The organism is Enterococcus sp. AZ129 (assembly GCF_051714505.1).
Taxonomy (GTDB): Bacteria; Bacillota; Bacilli; order Lactobacillales; family Enterococcaceae; genus Enterococcus; species Enterococcus faecalis.
Map to the genome: position 1 here is coordinate 1,000,985 of NZ_JBIORY010000001.1, position 20,246 is coordinate 1,021,230.

Here is a 20,246-nt window from a genome sequence, read left to right on the forward strand (position 1 = left end):
AATTTTCAATGTTCGCTTTTAGCCCCTTTTCTTTTAGGATAGAACCTGTTATTCTAAGTCAGAAGAATAGCGAAGGAGCGAAGAAAAATGAGTCGATTGGTTAGTACTTACCAAAGAAATGAATCGATAAAAAAAATAGCAGTGATGGCGATAACCGCTTTGACTTCTGCGGTCGGTTTGAATTTCTTTTTGATTCCGGCAAAAGTTTTTTCGGCAGGGATGAACGGAATTGCGCAAATCATTGCTACATTATTATATACAAATTTAGGAATCCATATTAATACAGGGATCTTCATTTTATTTTTAAACATTCCCGTCTTCATTCTAGGGTTTGTAAAATTAGGGAAACAATCAACGATTCTTAGTTTCATCAATGTTATTGGCATTTCCGTTGTGACTATGTTTGTACCAATCGTAACAGTCACTACGAATCCTTTGATGAACGCAATTATGGGTGGTGTCTTAGTCGGCGTTGGCGCAGGGCTTTCATTGAAAATGGGCTTTAACACTGGCGGCATGGACATTATTTCACTGATTCTTTCAAAAACAACAGGGAAAACAGTTGGTAATTTTATGTTCTTATTAAATGGTATTATTGTGCTGTTGGCTGGTTTTGTATTTAACTGGGAAAGTGCGTTGTATACTATTATTTCTATTTACTGTTTGAGTCAGGTGGTCGACATGATTCATACCAGTCACCAAAAAGTCACAGCAATGATTGTCACCACGAGACCAGAAGCCGTTGCCTTAGAAGTTTCTCAACAAATCGCTCGTGGCATGACCTTGTTGCCTTCAATCGGCGGCTATTCAGGTGCAGAAGGTCGGATGATTATGATGGTCATTACTCGCTACGAACTCTATGATTTAGAACAAGCAGTTTACAGTATCGATGAGAATGCCTTTGTAAATATTTTACCAACACAATCGGTTTTAGGGCGTTTTGCCAATGAAGATGAACAACGGATTTTTCATAGTACAGGAACATTTCCTGAGCTTCAATCTTACAAGGTGAAACGTTATCCACCAAAGAAAAAATTAAAATAGCAAGTCGGCCTTCAGATCCCAAAGTGATAATGGGAAAACTGGAGGTTTTTTTATAAAAATGAAGGTTATGTGAAAGAATAGACAAAAATTTTCTGAAAAAGGGAATTTTACTAGAAAAGTGTCAGGAATTCTGCTAAAATAGAACCGTTGGTTAGGGAACACCTAACAAATAAAGTTTTTAAAAACTTAGGAGGAATTTTTTATGCCAGTAGTATCAGGAGCAGAATTCTTAAAAGCAGCACGTAAAGGCGGCTATGCAGTAGGTGGCTATAACACAAATAACTTAGAATGGACACAAGCGATTTTAGAAGCAGCAGAAGCTAAAAAAGCACCAGTTCTAATCCAAACATCAATGGGCGCTGCTAAATACATGGGCGGCTACAAAGTAGCTAAAGACATGATTACTAATTTAGTAGACTCAATGAATATCACAGTTCCAGTAGCAATTCACTTAGACCACGGTGACTACGAAGCTGCTTTAGAATGTATCGAAGTTGGCTATACTTCAATCATGTTTGATGGTTCTCACTTACCATTCGAAGAAAACTTAAAATTAGCGAAAGATGTAGTTGAAAAAGCTCACGCTAAAGGTATTTCTGTCGAATGTGAAGTTGGTTCAATCGGTGGTGAAGAAGATGGAATCATCGGTACTGGCGAATTAGCTGATATCGAAGAATGTAAACAAATGGTTGCTACAGGTATTGACTACTTAGCATGTGGTATCGGTAACATCCATGGTCAATATCCAGAAAACTGGAAAGGTTTAGCATTTGATCACTTACAAGCAATTGCTGAAGCTGTCGGTTCTGATGTACCTCTAGTATTACACGGAGGTTCTGGTATTCCTCAAGAACAAATTGAAAAAGCAATTTCAATGGGTATCTCAAAAGTTAACGTAAATACAGAATTCCAATTATCATTCGCTAAAGCAACGCGCGAATATATTGAAGCTGGTAAAGATTTAGAAGGTAAAGGATTTGACCCTCGTAAATTATTAGCACCAGGTAAAGCTGCAATCATCAAAGATGCAGAAGAACACATTGATTGGTTCGGTTCAGCTAACAAAGCTTAATCAACTAGTTACGTTAAAGACAGCCACAGCACGTGGCTGTCTTTTTTATTTTTTGTTATTTTTTCATTCTATTAAAATACCTGAGAAGTTTTCTTTTTTCTTAAGCTTGATTATGATAGAATGATTGGGTAGTTTATTTAGAAAACGTATATTACAGATAGGTGAGAATATAAATGAAAAAAATCGTAATCAATGGGAATCGTCCATTAAAGGGCGAAGTAACCATTAGCGGCGCCAAAAATAGTGTGGTCGCTTTAATTCCAGCTGCTATTTTAGCAGATTCGCCCGTGACTTTAGATGGCGTTCCTGACATTCAGGATGTTCACTCATTAATTGAAATTTTAGAAATTATGGGTGCTAAAATTACTTTTGAAAATAATACATTAATTATTGACCCAACAGAAGTTGTTTCTGTGCCAATGCCAAAAGGAAAAATCAATAGCTTACGTGCGTCCTATTATTTTATGGGCTCACTTCTTGGTCGATTTGGGGAAGGCGTTGTCGGCTTACCTGGCGGTTGTTACTTAGGACCTCGTCCAATTGATTTACATATCAAAGGATTTGAAGCATTAGGCGCTCATGTAACCAACGAACATGGGGCGATGTACTTGAGAACAGACGAAGCTGGCTTACAAGGAACACGAATTTTTATGGATATGGTATCTATTGGTGCTACAATCAATGTCATGTTAGCCGCAGTTAAAGCCAAAGGCAAAACGATTATTGAAAATGCTGCGCGTGAGCCAGAAATTATTGATATTGCTACATTATTAAATAACATGGGTGCAAAAGTCCGAGGAGCTGGAACGGACGTTATTCGGATTGAAGGTGTCGAAGAATTACATGGTTGTCGTCACTCGATTATTCCAGATCGAATTGAAGCTGGGACTTATTTAGCTATGGCAGCAGCTATGGGTGAAGGAATCAAAGTTCGAAATGTTATTTATGAGCATTTAGAAAGCTTCATTGCGAAATTGCAAGAAATGGGCGTTAAGATGACAATTGAAGAAGACATGATTGAAGTTCATCCGTCACATGATCTGAAAATGACAACGGTGAAAACCTATCCATATCCTGGTTTTGCCACAGACTTGCAACAACCGTTAACGCCATTACTTTTAAAAGCGCAAGGAACTGGTGAAATTATTGATACGATTTATGCTCAACGAAATAAGCATATCCCTGAGTTAGTGCGGATGGGGGCTGATGCTTCGGTTGAAGGCAATATGATTATTTTAAATGGTCCAAATCAATTGCACGGTGCAGAAGTAGTCGCCTCTGATTTACGGGCAGGCGCTTGCTTAGTCACTGCCGGCTTGATGGCTGAAGGTACGACCACAATTTATAATGTAGAATATATTTTACGTGGGTACGACCACATTATCGAAAAGTTAACTGCTTTGGGCGCTGATATTCAAATGATAGAAACCGAAGAACAAGAAGGTCCGTTTGAGGTGGATCAATGAGCGACTATTTAACAATGGCTGAATTGGAAAATAGTACGTTAAAAGATATTTATGCGTACGCGAAAGAGTTTAAAATTCCTTATTATAGCCAAATGAACAAAAAAGAATTGTCTTTAGCTGTGATTCGTGCACAAGCTGAGAAGCAAGGGTTTTTCTTCATGGAAGGAATTTTAGATATTGTTTCTCAGGATGGTTATGGCTTTTTGCGGCCAATTAATTATGGACCAAGTGCAGAAGACATTTATATTTCTTCTTCTCAAATTCGTCGTTTCGGATTGAGAAATGGGGACAAAGTAGCTGGCAAGGCGCGTCCGCCAAAGGAATCAGAACGTTACTATGGACTCATGCATGTTGAAAGTGTCAATGGGAAAGATCCTGAAGAAGCGAAAGAGCGGCCACATTTTCCAGCGCTAACACCGTTGTATCCTGAAAAACAATTAACGTTAGAAACCACGGCTGGCAGATTATCAACACGAATGATTGATGTATTTGCACCAATTGGTTTTGGGCAACGTGGTTTAATTGTAGCGCCGCCAAAAGCCGGGAAAACAAGTGTTTTAAAGGAAATTGCTAATGGGATTACAGAAAATCATCCTGATGTGGAATTGATTCTGTTGTTAATTGACGAGCGTCCTGAAGAAGTGACTGATTTAGAGCGAAGCGTTAAAGGCGATGTGGTTTCTTCAACTTTTGATCAACAACCACAAAATCATACGCGAGTTGCTGAATTGGTTCTGGATCGAGCAATGCGCTTAGTTGAAGACAAACGGGACGTAGTTATTTTAATGGACAGCATCACTCGTTTAGCAAGGGCCTATAATTTAGTGGTCCCGCCTAGTGGTCGAACCTTAAGTGGCGGAATAGATCCAGCTGCGTTTTTCAAACCTAAACGATTTTTTGGTGCTGCCAGAAATATCGAAGAAGGGGGCAGTTTAACTATTTTAGCCACGGCATTGGTGGATACAGGTAGCCGAATGGATGATGTCATCTATGAAGAATTCAAAGGCACAGGCAACATGGAGCTCCATTTATCTCGTGAATTAGCAGAGCGCCGTATTTTCCCAGCAATTGATATTAAAAAATCAAGTACGCGAAAAGAAGAGTTGCTGATGACACCAGAACAACTAGAAGAAACGTGGAAATTGAGAAATAATATGTCAGGAGACTCGCTGGAATATACGGATCAATTCATAAAAATGTTGAAACGGACCCAAAATAATCAACAATTATTTGAAGTTTTCCATGATGTTTCGTTTGGCAAACAAATTAAAAGAAATCCAAAAAGATAATTGCATACCAACTGAAAACATGGTAAGATAGCATTGTTGTATACCGACAAAATAACTCTGATACAGCAAATGGATCAGGGCAAAGGAGCGAAAAAAACGTATGAAACAAGATATCCATCCAAATTACCAACCAGTAGTATTCATGGATTCAACAACAGGTTTCAAATTCCTTTCAGGTTCAACTAAAGGATCTTCAGAAACTGTTGAATGGGAAGATGGCAACACTTATCCATTATTACGTGTTGAGGTTACTTCAGACTCACACCCATTCTACACTGGTCGTCAAAAATTCACACAAGCCGACGGACGTGTGGACCGTTTCAACAAAAAATACGGTCTCAAAGACGAAAACGCAAATCCAGACGCATAGTCTTTCAAAACATTGTTATGACAAGGTTTATAGAGGTTTTCCACTGTGGTGGGGAACCTCTTTTTTTGTTGGATAGGCAGTTTTAAATTCAGAGAAATTATTTAAATATTATTTTATTTAACTGAAAGTATAGCTAGTCCGTATACCGTATAATTTAAATTATTTGGATAGTATACATATTGTAAAGTGCAATTGTCTTTTTAGAATCTTTAAGGTATAATTTGTTTTAATGAGTTTATATGTAAGCTTTTTCTTTTTAAAGACTTTGATCATATCTTTTTTATAAGAAAACTATTGTTTGTGAAAGGATATAAAAGTGCTAAAACAATTGTACTTAACAGTATTAAGATGGAGACCGTACAAGCATAAAAAAGTAAAAATTGTGTACATAATGAGTTTCCCAAGAAATGATGGACATTTAATTGAACAATTAGAACAACACTATCACGGAATGATAATAGTACTTTATACAAAAAATTGTCAATCATACGCAGCATCCTTAAATCAAAAAGGCATAAAGACGATACTTTTTGATAAGAAAACTTTGTTGATTACAACGGCGATTTCATACTTGAAGTCAGCGCCGTTAATTTTTGTAGATAATTATTTTCCAGAATTGGCAATTTTAAAAAAAAAGCAAGTAGTTATCCAATTATGGCATGCTAATGGGGCTTTAAAACAGTTTGGCTGGGGTGCTTATCACACGAAACATAGAAGTAGCAAGGATCAAATCAGGTTTCAAAAAGTTTACGATAAAATGAATTATTTTATCGTTAATTCACTAAAAATGGAAGCAATTTTTAGAAACAATTATCGTCTCGAGAATGCTCAATTTTGTCATTTTGGTTCGCCGCGTCTTGCTTATCTTGAAAAATTAGAGGTAGGAGAAACAAATCAGAATAATAAAGTTTTATATGCACCAACTTACCGAGAGGGAATGAATGAAATGATGCTTGTGATAAATCAAGCAATAAAGGCTTTTTCTGCTATGCCAAATTTTCATTTTTATATGAAATTACATCCATCAATCCAGTTAGATGCCATTGAACTACCGAGAAATGTTTCTATTTGGGAAAAGCATATTTTTGAAAGCTTTAGTGAAATAGGTTACTTGATTACTGATTATTCAAGTGTGGTCTTTGAATACATGCATGTTAAAGAGCAACCGAATATTTTATTTTTTTGTCCAGATTTAGAAAAATATGCATTAAATCCTGGAATTGAGCCTGATTTTTTTGAATATTTACCAGGACCGTTAGTTGAAAATGAAAAACAGTTGATTGTGGCATTGTCAAATTTTTCAATAAATAGTTATAAAGATAATATTACTAGAATTAACGAAGAATGGAATCAATATCAGTCAAAAGAGACCATTAATAAAATAGTAGAGTTGGTAGAGAGAATCTTGGGGGGATTTTGTGAAAAGTAAGGTACGCACTGAATATATTGGGGGATTACCAGTTGACGTATTAACACATCAAGAAATTATGGATGACTTAGAAAGTTATCTCAAAGCTAAAGAGAAAATGATTGTAACTAGCGTTAATCCGCAGATTTCATTGTTAGCATTTGAACATCCAGAAGTTAAGTTATATTTGAAAAGAGCAACTCATCGGATTGCAGATGGGATAGGTGTGGTCAAGGCATCGAAGCTAATGGGTGGGTCTATTCGTGAAAGAGTTACAGGAATTGATGTCATGGATAATTTTTTAGAGTATGCAAATCAACATAAGGAACGAATCTTCTTGTATGGTGCAAAGCAAGAAGTAGTTGAAGCAGCAGCTAAAAATATTCAACGACAATATCCAGGGATTGTTATTAGCGGTATTTTACATGGCTATACAAAGAAAAAACAGCAAGAAATTGTGGAACAAATTAACAAAGCTGAACCAAGGTTTGTCTTTGTAGCATTAGGTTCACCGAAACAAGAGATTTTTTTGGAACAAACAATTGATCACCTGACAGCTAATGTATTTTTAGACGTAGGCGGTACTTTTGACGTATTAGCTGGATCAGTAAAAAGAGCGCCAGAATTTTATATAAATCACAATTTGGAATGGTTATATCGTTGTTTGACAATGAAGAGATACGATCGGTTAATGCAAATTCCTAAATATATTTATTTGACTATTAAGTATCGGAACAACAAGTCTAGGGGGCAGTAAATGATTATTTTGTTTATTTGGGAAAATGACTTAGACACAACTTTTTATATCGTGAAAATAGAGAAAGATGAGAAGTTCATTTTACGAGTACCACCTATTCACAAACTAAGTAAATTTGTTCAAAATAATCAATGGAATAGTTTGATAGAAGAATTAAGAAAATTGTCTTCATATGAAGTAACTGAGTACATAATTATAAAAAAAGCAATGCTTTTTTCGTATCTTTTTGAAGACGATAAAGAAATTGTTATTTCAAATCAAAGTGAGCGGCATCTAATAGATCAAAATGGCAAAGAATGGTTTTTACCAAAAGGAAAAGTTGCTGTAAATCAAGAGGTGCTTTCAGAATATCTTCGTTTTAGTCATTCAGATGCTGAACGTTCATTTGAGCATCAGGAACACATTTTTCGTTTAACGAAAATTAAATTATTAAAAGATAAAAATCCGTTAAAATTGCAAAAGCAGTTAAAGCAATTAAAAAAAGCTACAACAACGTCTTTCTCTATAAAATCTCTGAGTAAGTTATTACTAATTTATACTGCTACAGAAAATAAAAAATTTGATCGAAAAACCATCAAAGTCAATCAAGAGTAGCCTTTTTTCTATTCATAAAAATTGATAATTAACGAAGAAATATCAAAGTACAAATGGAGGTTTTTATGAAAAAAATACTTACTTACGGCACATTTGACCTCCTGCACTATGGTCATATTAATTTGTTGAAAAAAGCGAAACAACAAGGGGACTACCTGATTGTTGGACTTTCAACAGATGCTTTTAATTTAGAAAAAAAGAAACAAAGTTATTTTTCATATGAAAAACGTAAACAATTATTAGAGGCAATTCGTTATGTTGATTTAGTTATTCCTGAAACTAGTTGGAAACAAAAAGTTTCCGATATTGCTGAATTTAAAATTGATACTTTAGTCATGGGCGACGATTGGCAAGGGGCTTTTGATTTTCTAGAAGTTGAAACAACCGCAAAGGTTCTTTATTTGCCACGAACGCCAGAAGTATCAACCACACAGATAAAAAAAGAATTATATTATAGTGAATAATAAAAAGTCTCCTTGGTATTTTTCAAGGAGACTTTTTTCAAGATTATCCTTCCCAAAAGTCAAAGATTGATCAGCATTGTTTCGCTGATTTGTTAGACTAGTAGGTACATTCAGCTTTATAAAGGAGATCTTGAAGAAATGAGTAGAAAAAAAGTCGGTGTTTTCTGTCTATTGCTGTTTTTCACATTTTTGATTATTGTTCCAAAAGTAGAAGCTACAGAAGAAATGAAGACTAAATTTACAGTAACGCCTGTTTTACCAGAAAATCAAGTGTCAGGAACATCAAGTTATTATGATTTAATTCTAGCACCAAAGCAATCTTCCACTATTGTCTTAGATATAAAAAATAAGACAGACGAAAAATTGTCCATCGTATTGACTCTAGCAAATGCATCAACAAATGATAATGGGTTGATTGTGTACAATGATTTTGATAAACCACTTGATTCATCGTTAAAGGTTCCGCTGACAGACTTGGTTACTTTAGAAAATGAGGAAGTGAGTGTGCCGCCTCATCAAACAGTATCAGCAAAGATGAAGGTGAAGGGACTTGATCAGCCTATCAAAGGAGTTGTTTTAGGCGGGGTTTATGCGCATCTCAAAGATGAAAAAACAGAGGAAGAGAACCAAACAACGGGATTAACCAGTCGCTACGGGTTTAATGTTGCGATTGCCATGAGGAGTGCTGAGAATGTTCCTTTAACAGAGGTGAACCAACTGAAATTAGCGAAAGTAACACCTACAATTGCTTTAGGAGCCAAATCGCTAAAGGCGGTCATTCAAAATCCGTATGCTGCTATTTTTCCTGAAGTTCGTTTAGAAGGTCAAGTGATAAAAAAAGGATCCTCTAAAAAAATTGCACAACGGACACTAAAAAATGTTCGCTTTGCCCCAAATAGTTCCATGAATTTTCATCTTGATTTGGGCAAACAACCGCTAGATGCTGGGACTTATATATTTACAGGACGTGCTATTTTACAACAAGATGAACAACAGTCTTGGCCTTTTCAACAAGAATTTACGATTAACACTCGCGAAGCAAAAAAATTAAATCAAGAAGCTACGGTCAAATGGGTCCTACCTACATGGTGGTTACCGACTTTCTACACGTTGTTAGTAATCACAATCGGGGCAATTTGTAGTGTCATTTGGCGCAATAATTACCAAAAAATAAGCGAAAAGGAGAGTGAGAATAATGGCTAGTTGGTTTTGGTTGTCTGGCGGTTTAGCGGTCATTTGTTTTATGTTTTTCCTCTTTTCTTTGCTGACTAGTATGAGTTTTATTCAGCATGCAAAAGAACCCAGAAGTATTCTAAAAGAAACGCTTTTAAGTTGGTTAATGCTTTTACTTAGTGGTGGGTGGATTACAATCGGACTATTGTTATATTTTTCGCTAAAGAATCAATAAACAAAAAACGAGCATTCATTGTTAGATAACCGTGAATGCTCGTTTTTTTGTTTTAGGAAAATGCTCTTTAGCAACTTGCCAGATTTCATTGGGCAACCTGACTGAAATTGTTAAATTGTTCTGTCGAAACGAAAAAAAAGTGGTAAACTAAACGTGTATGTTAGTTATTTAATCAAAAGTAATGTATCCGCTTACTTATAAAATGGAAACGAAGGAGCATATTGCAATGACAGAAAAACTTTTAGGAAGTATCGAAGCCGGTGGCACAAAATTTGTATGTGGCGTTGGGACAGATGATTTGACCATCGTAGAACGTGTCAGTTTTCCCACAACAACCCCAGAAGAAACAATGAAAAAAGTAATAGAATTTTTCCAACAATATCCTTTAAAAGCGATTGGGATTGGTTCGTTTGGTCCGATTGATATTCATGTTGATTCTCCTACGTATGGTTATATCACTTCTACACCAAAATTAGCTTGGCGTAACTTTGACTTGTTAGGAACTATGAAACAACATTTTGATGTGCCAATGGCTTGGACAACGGATGTGAATGCTGCGGCATATGGTGAGTATGTTGCTGGAAATGGGCAACATACATCTAGTTGTGTATATTATACAATTGGAACTGGTGTTGGCGCTGGAGCGATTCAAAACGGTGAGTTTATTGAAGGCTTTAGCCACCCAGAAATGGGGCATGCGTTAGTCCGTCGTCATCCTGAAGATACGTATGCAGGAAATTGTCCTTATCATGGAGATTGTTTAGAAGGGATTGCAGCAGGACCAGCAGTTGAAGGTCGTTCTGGTAAAAAAGGTCATTTATTGGAAGAGGATCATAAAACTTGGGAACTAGAAGCTTATTATTTAGCGCAAGCAGCGTACAATACTACTTTATTATTAGCGCCAGAAGTGATCATTTTAGGTGGCGGCGTCATGAAACAACGTCATTTGATGCCGAAAGTTCGTGAAAAATTTGCTGAATTAGTCAATGGATATGTGGAAACACCGCCTTTAGAAAAATACTTGGTGACGCCTCTTTTAGAAGATAATCCAGGAACAATTGGTTGCTTTGCCTTGGCAAAAAAAGCTTTAATGGCTCAAAAATAACCATTTATTCGTAGTTCATGCATTATATTTGAAGGAAATGGCTAAGAATGATACTCTTATTATGTAATTAATTATTTAGGAGGGATTAGCATGGCAGATTTAAAAGGACGTTTTGACGATGCAAAAGATAAAGTAGAAGGTACTGCAAAAGAAGCGCAAGGCAAAGTTACGGATGATAAAGGCAAAGAACTTGAAGGAAAAGCTCAATCAACCTTTGCTGACGTAAAAGACAAAGCACGTGATGCCGGCGACGACCTTAAAGAAGGCGCTGAAAAATTAACTGATAAAGTTAAAGAAGGCTTTGAAGACTTAAAAGACAAATTTAGTAAAGATAAATAAAAATTAACAAAAGAGCGTGGGCTTACGTTGAAATAACGTAAGCCCACGCTCTTTTGTTTAGACATCAAATCCTTGTTTTTGCAAGAAAATTTTTACTTCTGGGCGACGATTATAAGAAAAATAGGACAAAGACTTCTGTGACCAATCCGCTGTTTGGGCGTTACTTGAGCGGCTGGCATAATAATCTTTTAATAATTCATCATATGTGTGCATATCTGTCAATTTGTCTGATTGGTAGTGATTTTCGCTTAAAATATTTTCAAAAGGCATCCGTGGTTTCACACCATTTAACGTTTCTGGTACACCAATCGTTAATCCAAAAAGTGGTACAGTTAATTCAGGTAAAGATAAGCGTTTGGCTACTGTGTCTAAGTCATTTCGAATGCCGCCAATATAACAAATCCCTAAATCCATAGATTCAGCCGCAATGGCCATGTTTTGCGCAGCAATCGTTGTATCAACGGCAGCTACTAATAATGATTCTGGTGTCTTTAGGGGTTCTAATGATTGCCCCTCTTTTGACAAAATCGTTGCATGACGATACAAATCAGCAACAAAAACATAGAACACACCAGTGTTAACGACATAGTCTTCACAATTCGCTAAACGTCCCAATTCTCTGCGTAGCTCAGGATCTTTGATTTCTATAATTGTATAAGCTTGTAAAAAATTGGAGCTTGATCCTGCTTGAGCTGCAGTAATTAACTGTTGTTTCTGCTTGTCCGTTAACGCTTGCTTTTTAAAATGACGAACGGAACGGTGACTTAGTAATTGTTCGATTGTTTGATTCATAAAAAACCTCCGTTTAAATTAAGAAAGAGAACAGAAAAACCCACAGCTTAATAGTGGGTTTCTCTGTCGTTAATTGCTAAAGATTACAGAATACGTTCAAATGGATCTAAACTAATTCCTTGGTCTAAGACGATTTTTGCGTATTCTTTCGCTGCAAATAAAGAATGATCTTTGTAGTTTCCGCACTCTTTTGCAGAGACTGCTGGAACAACTTCTGTATTGATTACTTTGTTTAAAACGTTGACTAATGCATCACGGATTTCTTGTGGTGAATGTTGATCCCACATAATCATATAAAAACCAGTGCGGCAACCCATTGGCGAAATGTCAATGATTCCTTTTAATTCATCACGCATGTTAACTGCTAATAAATGTTCCAACGTGTGTAATGCGCCTGTTGGTAGGGCATCTTTGTTTGGTTGTAAGAAACGTAAGTCATATTTTTCGACTAACGCATCACCATTTTGTTCTGTGCCAGCAAGGCGAACATATGGTGCTTTTACTGTGTTGTGATCTAATTCAAAACTTTCTACGCGTGCCATGAAATTTCGCTCCCTTTATAATTAAATTCGTTTTAACTATAACAAATTTAAGTCAAAAGTCAATGGATAGTCCTTTGATGGGTAATAGTTTTAAAATATCATGGGAAAATAAAAAAATCATTTTTTTGACTATGTAGGTTTTTTCAATACTATGGTAAAATAGGACAAGTAGCTTTTACAAGAAGGTAAGAGGGGAGTATGAAAATATGGGAAAAGAATATCATGTTGCCGTGGTAGGAGCAACAGGTGCTGTCGGGACAAGAATGATTGAATTGTTAGCAGAAACAAGTTTGCCAATTGCCAGTGTGAGGTTATTGGCGTCTAAGCGTTCTGCCGGACAAGAGATTCAGTTTAAAGGGCAACCTCTTATCGTGGAAGAATTAGTCCCGGAATCATTTGAAGGAATCGATTTAGCATTATTTAGTGCTGGTGGGAGTATTTCCGAAAAGTTTGCACCAGAAGCAGTTAAGCGCGGAGCTGTTGTTGTTGACAACACTAGCCATTTTAGAATGGCAAAAGATGTTCCTTTAGTTGTTCCAGAAGTGAACCCGGAAGCCTTGAAAAATCATCAGGGAATCATCGCAAATCCCAATTGTTCTACGATTCAAATGATGGTGGCCTTAGAACCAATTCGGCAAGCGTTTGGCTTAGAACGAATCATCGTTTCAACGTATCAAGCTGTGAGTGGCGCAGGTATCCGTGCAATTAATGAGCTAAAAGAACAAGCCGAAGATTTTTTAGAGGGAAAACCTGTCAGCGAATGGTCAGCTGAAATTTTACCAGCTGGCAGTGACGAAAAACATTATCCAATTGCTTTTAATGCGTTGCCTCAAATTGATGTTTTTTCAGAAGCAGGGTATACCTACGAAGAATGGAAAATGATGAATGAAACAAAAAAAATCATGGGAGACAACAAGCTAAAAGTCGTTGCCACCTGTGTCCGTATTCCGGTAATTTCAGGACATTCTGAATCTGTTTATATAGAAGTGAAACAAGCAGATGCATCGGTCTCAGCCATCCAAGAATTAATGGCGCAAGCTCCAGGTGTAATTTTGCAAGATGAGCCAAGTGAACAACTATATCCACAAGCGCTAAATAGCGTCAACCAGAAAGAAACATTTGTCGGCCGTATTCGTCAAGACGTTGACGTGAAGAACGGTTTCCATTTATGGATTGTGTCAGACAACCTATTAAAAGGAGCTGCTTGGAACTCGGTCCAAATTGCTGAAACGCTACACGAAATGAATTTGCTTCGTGTACCTGAAAACGACTAGAAGGTTTGTATTGTATACTCGGGAGGGAATAGGATGGATTTAACGAATGCAACAATTATTACGGCAATGGTTACGCCGTTTCAAGAATCGGGAGAAATAGATTTTGATAAACTGCCGCAATTGGTAGACTATTTATTGGCCAATCATACAGAAGGCGTTATTTTAGCAGGAACAACTGGTGAATCACCCACGTTAACCCATGAAGAAGAATTACAATTATTCCAGCGAATGATTGAACTGATCGATGGACGTATTCCGATTATTTGTGGTGTAGGTACGAATGATACACGTGACTCAGTCGCTTTTGTGAAAGAGTTAGCGACAATCGCTGGTATCGATGCTGTTTTGGCGGTTGTTCCTTATTATAATAAACCAAATCAAGAAGGTATGTATCAACATTTTAAAACCATCGCAGAAGCAAGTGAACTACCAATTATTTTGTACAATGTTCCTGGTAGAACGGCTGCATGTCTAGAAGTGGAAACTACTTTGCGCTTAGCACAATTGGAAAAAATTGTGGCGATTAAAGAATGTGCAGGGTTAGATGCAATTACTGAGTTGATTGAAAGAGCGCCAAAAGACTTTCTAGTGTATACTGGAGAAGACGGGTTGGCTTTTGCCACCAAGGCACTTGGCGGACAAGGGGTTATTTCGGTAGCCAGTCATGTCTTCGGTTCGTCAATGTATGAGATGTATCAAGCGCTGGAGCAGGGGAACTTGCCGGAAGCGGCTAAAATTCAACGACAGTTATTACCAAAAATGAACGCCTTGTTTTCAGTGCCTTCGCCGGCACCCGTGAAAGCGGCCTTAAATCATTTAGGTATTCCTGTTGGAAATTTACGTTTACCTCTAGTTGCTTGTACACCAGAAGAAGAGCAAAGAATTATTCGCACGTTAGAGATTTAAAGAACGTGTAATCATAGAGAGGTGAAAAGAGTGAGTACAATAAAAATCGTTCCATTAGGCGGCGTTCGTGAAAATGGAAAAAATATGTACGTTGCTGAAGTGGAAGATGAAATTTTTGTACTGGATTGTGGATTACAATATCCAGAGAACGAACTTTTAGGAATTGACGTTGTCATTCCGGATTTTACGTATTTAGAAGAAAATAGTGAACGAATTGCAGGGGTCTTTTTAACACATGGCCATGCAGATGCAATTGGGGCCTTACCGTATTTGCTTTCAAAAATTCAAGTGCCTGTTTTTGGGACAGAATTAACGATTGAACTAGCAAAACTAAGTGTCAACAGTCATGCGGAAACGAAGAAATTTAAAGATTTCCATGTGATTGACCCGCATACAGAAATTGATTTTGGTCAAGCAACGGTGAGCTTCTTTAAAACAACGCACACCATTCCAGATTCGATTGGTGTTAGCATCAAAACAAAAGAAGGTAACATTGTTTATACTGGTGATTTTAAATTTGATCAAAGTGCGATTGAGATGTATCAAACCGATTATGGCCGCTTGGCTGAAATTGGGAAAGAAGGCGTCTTGGCGCTACTTAGTGATTCATCAAATGCTGAAAACCCAGCCCAAGTTGCATCGGAAGCCCAAATCGCTGATGAAGTGTTCGACACGATTCGCTATTGGGAAGGACGAATCATCGTGGCATGTGTGGCAAGTAATTTGCAACGGGTTCAACAAGTATTGAATGCAGCGGATCGTTCTGGTCGTAAAGTCGTTTTGACAGGCCAAGATTTTGAACGGATTATTCGGACGGCGATGAAATTAGAAAAATTACAATTGCCAAGTGAAGATCTATTAGTGAAACCAAAAGAAATGAAAAAATATGCACCCGAACAATTATTAATTTTAGAAACAGGCCGGATGGGAGAACCTATTAAGTCACTTCAAAAAATGGCTAATAATACACATGGTGTCGTTCGAATTGAAGAAGGCGATTTAGTTTATATTACGACAACGCCAACAACGGCCATGGAAACAACGGTTGCCAAAACAGAGGATATTGTCTATCGGGCCGGTGCTACGGTGAAGCAAATTTCCGACAATTTACGTGTGTCTGGTCACGCTAATCCGAATGACTTGCAATTGATGCTGAACTTAATGAAACCAAAATATTTCATTCCTGTCCAAGGTGAATACCGTCAGTTAGCTGCGCATGCGGACTTAGCACACGAAATTGGCATGCCTTATAAAGATATCTTTATTACAGGTCGTGGGGACATTTTAGAGTATACAAAAGGTAGAATGTCGGTAGCTGGCAGCACAACGGCCGAAAATATTATGATTGACGGGATTGGTGTCGGCGATATTGGTAATATCGTTTTACGAGATCGTCGTATTCTTTCCGAAGATGGTATTTTTGTGGCTGTTGTGACAATTAATCGCCGAGAAAAACGAATTGTTTCACCAGCTAAAATTACTTCTAGAGGTTTTGTTTACGTTAAAACAAGTAAAGACCTAATGAAAGAAAGTAGCAATATTGTTACAGAAATTGTTGAAAAACATTTAGAAAGTGACGATTTTGAATGGAGCAAACTGAAACAAGAAATCCGCGAAAACTTAAGCCGTTATTTATTTGAACAAACCAAACGTCGTCCTGTGATCTTACCAGTTATCATGGAAGCGACGCAACGCAAGCGTCCCAAAAATAACGCATAGTTCGTCCTGATAAAAGCAGGTGATTTTAGGAGAAATTCTTCTAAAGTCATCTGTTCTTTTTTGTAACTTTCTTCTATAAATATGGTACTATTAATCAGAGCGCTGAATAAAGGAGGCGGTTTTAGTGGAAGAGATTGTGTTGTTCCATACCAATGATCTTCATTCTCACTTTGAAAATTGGCCCAAAATACGGCGTCTGGTTAAAGCCAAACGTTCGCTGTACCAAAAAGAGGGCAAAACAGTCGTAACCATTGATTTAGGTGACTTTTCAGATCGGTGTCATCCTTTGACCGAAGCAACAGATGGTCGAGCAAATGTAGCTATAATGAATACATTAGCGTATGATCTGGTTACAATTGGAAATAACGAAGGAATCGGCAATTCAAAGAAACAATTAGAGCATTTATATGATCAGGCAACATTTGAAGTGGTCTTAGCTAATTTAGAAGATCCAAAAACCCAAACGTTACCAGATTTTTGTCAAGCATATAAAATTATGACAACTAAAGAAGGCACAAAGTTAGGGTTTATTGGCTTAACCGCACCATTTCCTTTAACGTATAATCCCAATGGCTGGACAATCAAACAAGTGGAAGCAGTCCTTCCTCAACTGATTCCAGAAGTTGCGCCTCAATGTGATGTTCTCATTTTGCTTAGTCACTTGGGGATAGATACTGATTTTATGATTGCGGCGAATTATCCTGAAATTCAAGTGATTTTAGGTTCCCATACACATCATTTATTTAAAGATGGTGAAAAAATTAATCATGTGCAACTAGCAGCTGCTGGCAAATATGGACAGTATATTGGTGAAGTGCATCTGTTTGTGGATGACGACACGAAGCAAGTCACAAGTTATGCAAAAACGATGGAAACAGCAAGTTTAGAAGAGCAAGCAACTGATGCTAAGGAAATTGCGGGTTACTTAACGGAAGGTCATCGACTATTGCAAGCGCAGCAAATTGCACAAATCCCTGAAACCTTGTCAACGGACTTACGGCAACCGCATGCCTTTATAACTGTTGCCTTGAAGGCGTTAAAAGAAGCGGGGCAGACCGAAGCGGCTGTGTTGAACAACGGGTTATTTTTAGCAGATTTACCAGAAGGAATAATCAATGCAGACCAATTACATGAGGCCTTGCCTCATCCAATGCATTTAATCAAGGTTACCTTGAAAGGGTCAGACATGAGCCGTTTGATTCGTGAAATGGAAAAAAGTCGTCAATTTCTGCGGAAATTTCCGATTCGCGGGATGGGCTTCCGCGGGAAAATTTTTGGCGAATTATGTTATGATGGGATTCGTTTTGAGCGAAATAGCCAGACCGTTTTTTGGCAAGGGAAACCTATTCAGCCAGAGCAGAAGTATACGCTGACAACAGTGGATCACTTTCAATTTGTTCCGTTTTTCCCAACGATTGAGTTAGTTGGAGAAGTCGAATTTTTATTTCCAGACGTTTTAAGAACTGTCGTGGCGAACTATCTGCATGCCCACTATCCAATCAAATAAAAACAAGGTATAATAAAAACTAGGTGGTGAAAAAATGACAGACAAAAAGACAACCGAAAAAAAAGAAAAAGAAAAAGAAAAAGAAACTGCTGCAACCTTTACAGAAGAACTAACAGCAGTTCTTGAAGAAATAAAAGAAGAACCTGTAAAAGAAAAGAAAAAAGGGGAAATTGTCACCATTGTGAATGAAACAGATATTCAAATTGGTGAAAGAGAGTACCGAATTGTTAAAAATCATCGTGATGCCTTTGATCCTGAACGCTTAGGTGAACGGTTTAGTGAAGTATTAGCGCGTTATGATTATATCGTAGGAGACTGGGGCTATGAACAGTTACGCTTGCGTGGCTTTTTTGATACTTCTAATCGTCGGGCAGCGCCGGATCAACGCATTGATACACTAGAAGACTATTTGTATGAATATTGTAATTTTGGCTGTGCCTATTTTGTAATTGAACGAACAGGGGAACGTAAAGAAAAAACAACGCATCGTCGTCGTCGCCATAAAAAGAATAATCGTTCTAACGCGTTTGTCGAGGAAAAGAGTGCGCCCGCTAATAAAAATAGCAAGCCAGTGATTCGTACGCGAAAAGAAGAAAATAAAAAAACGACTACACCCAAACAGCCTAGTCCCAAAAAATCTGGCAAAGGCTTTACGATTCGTCAACGTGAGGAGTAAACAGAGTGAAAAAAGACTATCAAGGATATTTAATTGATTTAGATGGAACGATTTATTTAGGAAAAGAACCAATTCCAGCCGGAAAACGTTTTGTCGAGCAGTTACAGGAAAAAGATTTGCCTTTTTTATTTGTAACGAATAATACCACTAAATCTCCTGAAACAGTGGCACAACGTTTAGCAAATGAATTTGATATTCATGTCCCAGCATCCCTTGTTTATACAGCGACTTTAGCGACGATTGATTACATGAAAGAAGCCAATCGGGGCAAGAAAGTCTTTGTCATCGGCGAGGCTGGTTTAATTGACTTAATTTTAGAAGCAGGTTTTGAATGGGATGAAACAAATCCTGATTATGTTGTCGTGGGACTTGATACAGAATTATCCTACGAAAAAGTGGTTTTAGCTACCTTAGCCATTCAAAAAGGGGCGTTGTTTATTGGGACCAATCCAGATAAGAACATTCCGACAGAAAGAGGCTTATTACCTGGTGCAGGTTCAGTTGTGACGTTTGTGGAGACAGCTACTCAAACAAAACCAGTTTATATTGGCAAACCAAAAGCGATTATCATGGAACGAGCGATTGCGCATTTAGGCGTGGAAAAAGAGCAAGTAATTATGGTTGGAGATAATTATGAAACCGATATTCAATCAGGGATTCAAAATGGTATTGATAGCTTGTTAGTTACATCAGGTTTTACCCCTAAGTCAGCTGTTCCAACTTTGCCAACGCCACCAACCTATGTTGTTGATTCCTTAGATGAATGGACTTTTTGAGTATGATGAGGTCGAAATTGCGTTTAAGGGAAACGCTTGGACTCATTTGTTTGTTTTTAACGATTGTGGCTTTAAGTATCACGATCACGATTAATTTTCGTCCATTGTATCTTTTTGATATCCAACACTTAAATATTTTAAAAGACGTAGAGGTTGATCGTGTGACCTTGATTAAAAATTACGATCATTTAATGATGTACTTAAACAATCCTTTTGAAAAAACATTAGTATTTCCTGACTTTCCAATGTCTGATAGCGCGGCTTTTCATTTTTATGAAGTGAAAAAATTATTTTTATTGTGCTATGGCGTATTACTAGTTACGTTGTTGCCTAGTGTCCTTTATTTAAAATATTTGGTGAAAAATCAGCGTTTATGGACATTGATACGGCCATTTCAGTGGGGAATGTTTTTGCCTGTGCTTTTTGGCTTTTTCATGCTGATTGGCTTTGATCAATTTTTTATTGCGTTTCATGGATTATTTTTTAACAACGATGCTTGGTTATTTAATCCGCTAACTGATCCGATTATCAATGCCTTACCTGAAGCCTACTTTATGCATTGTTTTATCTTGTTTTTTGTTTTATTAGAAGGCCTGTTTTTGATAGGTATTTTAATCGGAAAACGTTCTTTAAAAAAATAAAGAGAGAAAAGTGAACAATTCCAAAATTGCTCGCTTTTCTTTTTTGTTCAATCTAGTTTTAAAAACTAGATTGAATAATTGTCAAAAGTATGATATT

Annotated in this window: 22 protein-coding genes; 20 read left to right on the top strand and 2 right to left on the bottom strand. The window is 37.2% G+C overall.

Annotated features, from left to right (window positions below; all coding sequences use genetic code 11):
- Positions 1–87: 87 nt before the first annotated feature.
- The 13 genes from IGJ90_RS05055 to IGJ90_RS05115 all read left to right on the top strand — a co-directional run bounded on the left by IGJ90_RS05055 (position 88) and on the right by IGJ90_RS05115 (position 11,316).
- Entirely contained in the window at positions 88–1,044 is a 957-nt protein-coding gene (locus IGJ90_RS05055; RefSeq protein WP_002381974.1) for a YitT family protein, read from the top strand.
- Between the two features lie 202 nt (positions 1,045–1,246).
- Complete coding sequence (locus tag IGJ90_RS05060; RefSeq protein WP_002357972.1) at positions 1,247–2,116, top strand: class II fructose-bisphosphate aldolase; 870 nt, start codon at positions 1,247–1,249, stop codon at positions 2,114–2,116.
- A 173-nt stretch (positions 2,117–2,289) separates the two neighbouring features.
- Positions 2,290–3,582, top strand: a complete 1,293-nt coding sequence (locus IGJ90_RS05065) for a UDP-N-acetylglucosamine 1-carboxyvinyltransferase (RefSeq protein ID WP_241708970.1) — start codon at positions 2,290–2,292, stop codon at positions 3,580–3,582.
- Positions 3,579–4,871, top strand: a complete 1,293-nt coding sequence (gene rho, locus IGJ90_RS05070; protein WP_002357968.1) for a transcription termination factor Rho — start codon at positions 3,579–3,581, stop codon at positions 4,869–4,871. The genes IGJ90_RS05065 and rho overlap by 4 nt, the downstream gene beginning before the upstream one ends.
- Positions 4,872–4,971: 100 nt before the next feature.
- The gene (locus IGJ90_RS05075; RefSeq protein ID WP_002357967.1) at positions 4,972–5,241 is read left to right on the top strand and encodes a type B 50S ribosomal protein L31; all 270 of its coding nucleotides are present in this window, start codon (positions 4,972–4,974) and stop codon (positions 5,239–5,241) included.
- Positions 5,242–5,557: 316 nt separating this feature from the next.
- Positions 5,558–6,670 (top strand): teichoic acid biosynthesis protein TagB, encoded by a 1,113-nt coding sequence (tagB, locus tag IGJ90_RS05080; protein ID WP_002363731.1) that lies wholly within the window; start codon positions 5,558–5,560, stop codon positions 6,668–6,670.
- Entirely contained in the window at positions 6,660–7,406 is a 747-nt protein-coding gene (locus tag IGJ90_RS05085; protein WP_002360559.1) for a WecB/TagA/CpsF family glycosyltransferase, read from the top strand. The genes tagB and IGJ90_RS05085 overlap by 11 nt, the downstream gene beginning before the upstream one ends.
- Positions 7,407–8,000, top strand: coding sequence for a hypothetical protein (locus IGJ90_RS05090; protein ID WP_002363732.1), 594 nt, complete (start codon positions 7,407–7,409; stop codon positions 7,998–8,000).
- A gap of 53 nt (positions 8,001–8,053) precedes the next feature.
- A complete protein-coding gene (tagD, locus tag IGJ90_RS05095; RefSeq protein ID WP_002384695.1) occupies positions 8,054–8,464 on the top strand; it encodes a glycerol-3-phosphate cytidylyltransferase in 411 nt (136 codons plus the stop codon).
- Positions 8,465–8,602: 138 nt separating this feature from the next.
- Complete coding sequence (locus IGJ90_RS05100) at positions 8,603–9,667, top strand: DUF916 and DUF3324 domain-containing protein (protein WP_002366485.1); 1,065 nt, start codon at positions 8,603–8,605, stop codon at positions 9,665–9,667.
- Entirely contained in the window at positions 9,660–9,872 is a 213-nt protein-coding gene (locus tag IGJ90_RS05105) for a hypothetical protein (RefSeq protein WP_002357965.1), read from the top strand. The genes IGJ90_RS05100 and IGJ90_RS05105 overlap by 8 nt, the downstream gene beginning before the upstream one ends.
- Positions 9,873–10,098: 226 nt before the next feature.
- Complete coding sequence (gene scrK, locus IGJ90_RS05110) at positions 10,099–10,977, top strand: fructokinase ScrK (RefSeq protein ID WP_002361643.1); 879 nt, start codon at positions 10,099–10,101, stop codon at positions 10,975–10,977.
- Positions 10,978–11,067: 90 nt separating this feature from the next.
- Positions 11,068–11,316, top strand: a complete 249-nt coding sequence (locus IGJ90_RS05115) for a YtxH domain-containing protein (RefSeq protein ID WP_002357962.1) — start codon at positions 11,068–11,070, stop codon at positions 11,314–11,316.
- A gap of 57 nt (positions 11,317–11,373) precedes the next feature.
- Here the strand turns inward: IGJ90_RS05115 and nfsA are convergent, their stop codons facing one another.
- The gene (gene nfsA / locus IGJ90_RS05120; RefSeq protein ID WP_002360554.1) at positions 11,374–12,108 is read right to left on the bottom strand and encodes an oxygen-insensitive NADPH nitroreductase; all 735 of its coding nucleotides are present in this window, start codon (positions 12,106–12,108) and stop codon (positions 11,374–11,376) included.
- 83 nt (positions 12,109–12,191) lie between these two features.
- Positions 12,192–12,650 carry an S-ribosylhomocysteine lyase gene (locus tag IGJ90_RS05125; protein WP_002357960.1) on the bottom strand — a complete coding sequence of 153 codons (459 nt, stop codon included), beginning with the start codon at positions 12,648–12,650 and terminating at the stop codon, positions 12,192–12,194.
- A 206-nt stretch (positions 12,651–12,856) separates the two neighbouring features.
- On the opposite strand from IGJ90_RS05125, the gene IGJ90_RS05130 reads away from it, so the two are divergent.
- The 7 genes from IGJ90_RS05130 to IGJ90_RS05160 all read left to right on the top strand — a co-directional run bounded on the left by IGJ90_RS05130 (position 12,857) and on the right by IGJ90_RS05160 (position 20,149).
- Entirely contained in the window at positions 12,857–13,924 is a 1,068-nt protein-coding gene (locus IGJ90_RS05130; protein WP_002381968.1) for an aspartate-semialdehyde dehydrogenase, read from the top strand.
- Between the two features lie 33 nt (positions 13,925–13,957).
- On the top strand, positions 13,958–14,830 hold the full coding sequence (gene dapA / locus IGJ90_RS05135) for a 4-hydroxy-tetrahydrodipicolinate synthase (protein ID WP_002357957.1): 873 nt from the start codon (positions 13,958–13,960) through the stop codon (positions 14,828–14,830).
- Positions 14,831–14,860: 30 nt separating this feature from the next.
- A complete protein-coding gene (locus IGJ90_RS05140) occupies positions 14,861–16,549 on the top strand; it encodes a ribonuclease J (protein WP_002357956.1) in 1,689 nt (562 codons plus the stop codon).
- 124 nt (positions 16,550–16,673) lie between these two features.
- Positions 16,674–18,056 (top strand): bifunctional metallophosphatase/5'-nucleotidase, encoded by a 1,383-nt coding sequence (locus tag IGJ90_RS05145; RefSeq protein WP_438767692.1) that lies wholly within the window; start codon positions 16,674–16,676, stop codon positions 18,054–18,056.
- Between the two features lie 34 nt (positions 18,057–18,090).
- Positions 18,091–18,732, top strand: a complete 642-nt coding sequence (locus IGJ90_RS05150; RefSeq protein ID WP_438767694.1) for a YutD family protein — start codon at positions 18,091–18,093, stop codon at positions 18,730–18,732.
- A gap of 5 nt (positions 18,733–18,737) precedes the next feature.
- A complete protein-coding gene (locus IGJ90_RS05155) occupies positions 18,738–19,508 on the top strand; it encodes a TIGR01457 family HAD-type hydrolase (RefSeq protein ID WP_002366490.1) in 771 nt (256 codons plus the stop codon).
- Entirely contained in the window at positions 19,496–20,149 is a 654-nt protein-coding gene (locus IGJ90_RS05160; RefSeq protein WP_002382167.1) for a TIGR01906 family membrane protein, read from the top strand. The genes IGJ90_RS05155 and IGJ90_RS05160 overlap by 13 nt, the downstream gene beginning before the upstream one ends.
- Positions 20,150–20,246 lie beyond the last annotated feature (97 nt).